2 tRNA genes and 2 rRNA genes are annotated in these 3,997 nt (G+C 48.0%); all 4 read left to right on the top strand.

Going from position 1 to position 3,997, the window contains the following annotated elements:
* Positions 1-241: 241 nt before the first annotated feature.
* Positions 242-1,773, top strand: a 16S ribosomal RNA gene (locus HMPREF9145_RS04930).
* Between the two features lie 281 nt (positions 1,774-2,054).
* Positions 2,055-2,128 (top strand) — tRNA-Ile (locus tag HMPREF9145_RS04925).
* Between the two features lie 136 nt (positions 2,129-2,264).
* Positions 2,265-2,338: transfer RNA gene (locus HMPREF9145_RS04920), tRNA-Ala, on the top strand.
* Positions 2,339-2,560: 222 nt separating this feature from the next.
* Positions 2,561-3,997, top strand: a 23S ribosomal RNA gene (locus tag HMPREF9145_RS04915); the annotation flags it as partial.

The raw sequence follows: 3,997 nt of genomic DNA, 5'->3' as shown, positions 1-3,997 counted from the left end.
AAGGAGTGAAGTTTTTGCTTTTTTGCCTTTTTGTTTTGTTACTTTCAATTTACTTTTTTACTATTAAATCAAGGAGATTCGTTCTGAACAGATTATTCAAGGTATGAGTGGTTGATTGAATGCTTTTAGCATTTTGATTTATTGCTTATTAACCTTTCAAACTTATTTTACAATTCTCTTAGTAGCGAGAGAAGAGAATTTATTCTTTTCCGAGTCACGAAAGAGAATGTGAAGGAACTTTACAATGGAGAGTTTGATCCTGGCTCAGGATGAACGCTAGCTACAGGCTTAACACATGCAAGTCGAGGGGAAACGACATTGAAGCTTGCTTCGATGGGCGTCGACCGGCGCACGGGTGAGTAACGCGTATCCAACCTGCCTCTGACTAAGGGATAACCCGGCGAAAGTCGGACTAATACCTTATGAGGTTTTCAGCAGACATCTAACGAAAACGAAAGATTTATCGGTCAGTGATGGGGATGCGTCTGATTAGCTTGTTGGCGGGGTAACGGCCCACCAAGGCAACGATCAGTAGGGGTTCTGAGAGGAAGGTCCCCCACATTGGAACTGAGACACGGTCCAAACTCCTACGGGAGGCAGCAGTGAGGAATATTGGTCAATGGGCGAGAGCCTGAACCAGCCAAGTAGCGTGCAGGATGACGGCCCTATGGGTTGTAAACTGCTTTTATGTGGGGATAAAGTGAGCTACGTGTAGTTTATTGCAGGTACCACATGAATAAGGACCGGCTAATTCCGTGCCAGCAGCCGCGGTAATACGGAAGGTCCGGGCGTTATCCGGATTTATTGGGTTTAAAGGGAGCGTAGGCCGTGGATTAAGCGTGTTGTGAAATGTAGACGCTCAACGTCTGAATTGCAGCGCGAACTGGTTCACTTGAGTATGCGCAACGTAGGCGGAATTCGTCGTGTAGCGGTGAAATGCTTAGATATGACGAAGAACTCCGATTGCGAAGGCAGCTTACGGGAGCACAACTGACGCTGAAGCTCGAAGGTGCGGGTATCAAACAGGATTAGATACCCTGGTAGTCCGCACAGTAAACGCTGGATGCCCGTTGTTAGTTCACTTTAGAATTAGCGACCAAGCGAAAGCATTAAGCATCCCACCTGGGGAGTACGCCGGCAACGGTGAAACTCAAAGGAATTGACGGGGGCCCGCACAAGCGGAGGAACATGTGGTTTAATTCGATGATACGCGAGGAACCTTACCCGGGCTTGAATTGCAGACGAACGCGGCAGAGATGCCAAGGCCTTTCGGGGCGTCTGTGAAGGTGCTGCATGGTTGTCGTCAGCTCGTGCCGTGAGGTGTCGGCTTAAGTGCCATAACGAGCGCAACCCCTTTTTTCAGTTGCCATCAGGTAATGCTGGGCACTCTGGAGATACTGCCACCGTAAGGTGTGAGGAAGGTGGGGATGACGTCAAATCAGCACGGCCCTTACGTCCGGGGCTACACACGTGTTACAATGGCCGGTACAGAGCGTTGGTTGTATGCAAATACGATCTAATCCTTAAAGCCGGTCCCAGTTCGGACTGGGGTCTGCAACCCGACCCCACGAAGCTGGATTCGCTAGTAATCGCGCATCAGCCATGGCGCGGTGAATACGTTCCCGGGCCTTGTACACACCGCCCGTCAAGCCATGAAAGCCGGGGGTGCCTGAAGTCTGTGACCGCAAGGAACGGCCTAGGGCAAAACTGGTGATTGGGGCTAAGTCGTAACAAGGTAGCCGTACCGGAAGGTGCGGCTGGAACACCTCCTTTCTGGAGACGGATTTCCAAGTTGACAAGTAGACAGGTTGACGAGTTAACAAGTTGACAAGTTAATAGTTTACGAGTAGACAAGTTAATAGTAATGACAATAGGGTAAATAATAGAGAAAGATAGGACACGCTTTCTACTGTTCTTCTTGTACTCACGGAACTGTTTAAGATATAGAGAAAAAGGAAGCCGGGCGATTGAAGCCCAGGTCTTGGACAGCAACCAACCGGGATTCATAAGAATGAAACATAAATATTATGTCTTTCATGTTATGAATTGACAATAGTCCTATAGCTCAGTTGGTTAGAGCGCCACACTGATAATGTGGAGGTCGGCAGTTCAAGTCTGCCTGGGACTACTTCTTTAATTCATAATTCTTAATGCATAATTCATAAATGATGACAGCATTAGAATTTTGAACTTCTCCTAAGATGATGCAAATAAAGAGTAGCGTAATTATGCATTATGCATTCTTCATTATGCATTAAAAAAATGGGGGATTAGCTCAGCTGGCTAGAGCACCTGCTTTGCAAGCAGGGGGTCAACGGTTCGAATCCGTTATTCTCCACACAAGTGACATGAGAAGGCTTTAAGCCTTGTGATTGTCCAAACGATCTTTGACATATTGACACAAGCAAAAACTGTAAAGTAAACTAAGTTCAATCTTAGAAATCAAATCGCAAGATATGATTTCACTTGACAGCTGAAAGTATGAGCTTCAAAAGGTGAAGCAGTAAGAATAAAGAGCAATTCATGTTGCTTTATGTATTCTTGCTTTATCCTTTATAAGAAGAAAGTAAGAAAGGGCGTATGGTGGATGCCTAGGCTCACAGAGGCGATGAAGGACGTGATAAGCTGCGATAAGCTTCGGGTAGGTGCAAATAACCTTTGATCCGAAGATTTCCGAATGGGACAACCCGGCCGTCTGAAGGACGGTCACTCACGCTAAGCGTGAGAGCTAACGCAGGGAACTGAAACATCTTAGTACCTGCAGGAAGAGAAAATAAATAATGATTCCCTTAGTAGTGGCGAGCGAACGGGGAACAGCCCAAACCGTGACTGTGGCAACGCAGCCGCGGGGTAGTAGGACCGCGACATTGTATGCATGCAGTGAGCAGAATCTTCTGGAAAGAAGAACCGCAGATGGTGAAAGTCCAGTATGCGAAGCTAATTGCAACATAGCGGTATCCTGAGTAACGCGGAACACGAGGAATTCTGCGCGAATCCGCCGGGACCATCCGGTAAGGCTAAATACTCCTGTGAGACCGATAGTGAACCAGTACCGTGAGGGAAAGGTGAAAAGCACTTCGATAAGAAGAGTGAAATAGTTCCTGAAACCATACGCCTACAAGCGGTCGGAGCTGCTTTATGCAGTGACGGCGTGCCTTTTGCATAATGAACCTACGAGTTACCATCACCAGCAAGGTTAAGGGCCATTAGTCCCCAAGCCGCAGTGAAAGCGAGCCTGAATAGGGCGTTTGTCTTTTAGAGACAAAGCGCACATTAGTGCGTTATAGTTGGTGGGGGTAGACGCGAAACCAAGTGATCTACACTTGACCAGGTTGAAGTTCCGGTAACACGGAATGGAGGACCGCACCAATAAGCGTTGAAAAGCTTCTGGATGAGTTGAGTGTAGGAGTGAAAGGCCAATCAAACTTGGAGATAGCTCGTACTCCCCGAAAGGCATTTAGGTGCCGCGTGTGGTGATCTCCGTGAGAGGTAGAGCGACCGATAGGTCAAGAGGGCTTCACCGCCTATCGAGACCTGACGAACTCCGAATGCTTACGGATTGCAGCCATGCAGTAAGGGGGCGGGTGCTAAGGTCCGTCCCCGAGAGGAGAAGAATCCAGACCGCCGTCTAAGGCCCCGAAATTCTGTCTGAGTTAGTCTAACGAAGTCTGGTCCCTATGACAGCTAGGATGTTGGCTTGGAAGCAGCCATTCATTCAAAGAGTGCGTAACAGCTCACTAGTCGAGGGTCCGGGCATGGATAATAATCGGGTATAAGGCAGATGCCGAAGGCGCGGGATAGTAATTATAAAAGTATCGGTAGGGGAGCATACCATGTGCGTCGAATGGTGAAGATAACTGATCCTGGAGCGCATGGTAAAGCAAATGTAGGTATAAGTAACGATAAGAGGGGTGAGATTCCCCTCCGCCATAAGTCTAAGGTTTCCCGGGCAATGCCAATCAGCCCGGGGTAAGTCGGGTCCTAAGTCTCAGCCGAA

Source organism: Segatella salivae F0493, assembly GCF_000477535.1.
Taxonomy (GTDB): Bacteria; Bacteroidota; Bacteroidia; order Bacteroidales; family Bacteroidaceae; genus Prevotella; species Prevotella salivae.
This window is presented reverse-complemented; position numbering and strand designations above follow the sequence as displayed.